General features: G+C 70.6%; 2 protein-coding genes. Both read right to left on the bottom strand.

The window, feature by feature from the left end; genetic code table 11:
* Positions 1–1,037 (bottom strand): NADH-quinone oxidoreductase subunit M (locus tag VKG64_10240; protein HKB25421.1); only part of this gene is annotated, 1,037 nt, incomplete at its 3' end.
* On the bottom strand, positions 1,022–2,011 hold a 990-nt coding region (locus VKG64_10235; protein ID HKB25420.1), incomplete at its 5' end, for a proton-conducting transporter membrane subunit. The genes VKG64_10240 and VKG64_10235, both read right to left, overlap by 16 nt.

The raw sequence follows: 2,011 nt of genomic DNA, 5'->3' as shown, positions 1-2,011 counted from the left end.
GTCAGCGTGGCGGCCCCGAGCATGACGAGCCCCATGTGCGAGACCGACGAGTACGCGATGACGTACTTGAGGTCGGTCTGCGCCATCGCCGCGAGCGCGCCGTAGACGATGTTGACGCAGGCGATCGTCCCCACGAGCCAGGCGAGCGCCGCCGCCCCCTCGGGCAGGAGCCCCATGCCCAGGCGCACCACGCCGTAGGCTCCGAGCTTCATCAGCACGCCCGCGTGGAGCATCGAGACGGCCGTCGGCGCCGACGCGTGGCCGTCCGGCGACCAGGTGTGCAGCGGCCAGATGCCCGCGAGGATGCCGAAGCCGACGTAGAACGCGAGGAAGACCCAGCGCTGCACGGCCGGCGGGAAGGTGCCGCCCTCGAGCTCGAGGAACGAAAAGGACGAGGCGCCGGCCTGCGCGTACAGCGCCAAGATGCCGACGAGGATGAAGGCGGAGCCGAACAGGAGGTAGAGTGTGAGCTTCATCGCCGCGTACTCCTTCGTCCCCACGCCGGTCTCCCGGTACGCCCATGCAAAAATGCCGCGCGGCCGCACCTCTCCCGTCGAGCCCCAGATGCCGATCAGGAGGTACATCGGCAGCACCGCGAGCTCGTAGAAGAGGAAGAAGACGAAGAGGTCGAGCGAGACGAAGACGCCGAAGACGCCGGTGACGAGTGCCAACAGGAGCGCGTAGAATTCCTGGCTCCGCACGGCGATCGTCCACGAGGCGAACACGCCCGCGAAGATGATGATCGCCGTCAGCAGGACCAGCAGCAGGCTCATCCCGTCCACGCCGAGCTCGTACGAGATGCCGAGCGGCGGCACGAGCGGGAGCTTCTCGTAGAACTGGAAGCCCGCCGCCTCCCGATCGTACGTGACGTAGATCCAGAGCGACAGGACGGCGGAGATGCCGGTCGTGACCGCGGCGATGAGGCGCACCGCCAGCGGCCGCCGGCGCGCCGTGAACATGATCAGGAGCGCGCCGACGAACGGCGCCCACGTGATCAGCGAAAGCACCGGAACGCCGATCATCATCTCCGCCACCACTGGGCCCAGACGAAGAGCAGCAGCACGCCGAAGGCGACGCCGTAGACGTAGTCCTGCGCCTGGCCGCTCTGCAGGCGCCGGAGGAGGTCGCCGCCGCGCAGCGTCCACGCCGAGAGGAAGTTCAGGACGCCGTCCACCAGGTAGCGGTCCACCCAGCCGACGAGGCGCGAGAAGCCGAGGATGAAGCCGCGGTAGAGCCCGGCGTAGAGCGCGTCGAGGCCGTAGCGGCGGCGCGCGAGGACGTCGAGCGCCGAGAGCGGGAACGTCCCCGCGAGGCGCGCCGGGTCCACCGCGCCGCGCTGGTAGGCCGCCCACGCGAGGAGGATGCCGCCGAGCGCGAGGGCGACGGAGACCGGCGCGAGCCAGCCCGGCCCGTGGTGACCGCCGTCTTCCGCGAGCGCAAAGCGCACCCCCCACCCGACGGTGACCAGCGCGAGGAACCAGAGCGGGCCCCGCATCGTCCACGGCGCCTCGTGCGGGTGACCGGGCGCGCGCGCCCGCCCGAAGAACACGAGGAAGACGACGCGGAACATGTAGAACGCGGTCAGGAACGCCGTGAGCGCGAGCATGAGGAAGGGCCCCCGGAGCTCCGCCTCCCAGACGCCCGCGAGGATCGCCTCCTTCGAGAAGAAGCCGGCGAGCGGCGGCACGCCCGCGAGCGCGAGCGTGCCGACGACGAAGACCACGCCCGTCTGCGGCATCCCGCGGAAGAGGCCGCCCATCCGGAAGATGTCGTTGGTCCCGACCGCGTGGATCACCGCGCCCGCCGCGAGGAAGAGGAGCGCCTTGAACACGCCGTGGGTCAGGAGGTGCAGGACGCTCGCGTCCGCCGCGCCGGCGCCCGCGGCGGCCATCATGTACCCGAGCTGCGAGACCGTCGAGTACGCGAGGACACGCTTGATGTCGCTCTCGACGCACGCCATGCTCGCGGCGAGCAGCGCGGTGAAGGCGCCGACCCAGCCCATGAGCGTGAG

This window comes from Candidatus Methylomirabilota bacterium (assembly GCA_035260325.1).
Taxonomy (GTDB): domain Bacteria; phylum Methylomirabilota; class Methylomirabilia; order Rokubacteriales; family CSP1-6; genus AR19.
Note: the sequence above shows the minus strand (reverse complement) of the source record. Positions and strands in the feature narration are given on the sequence as shown.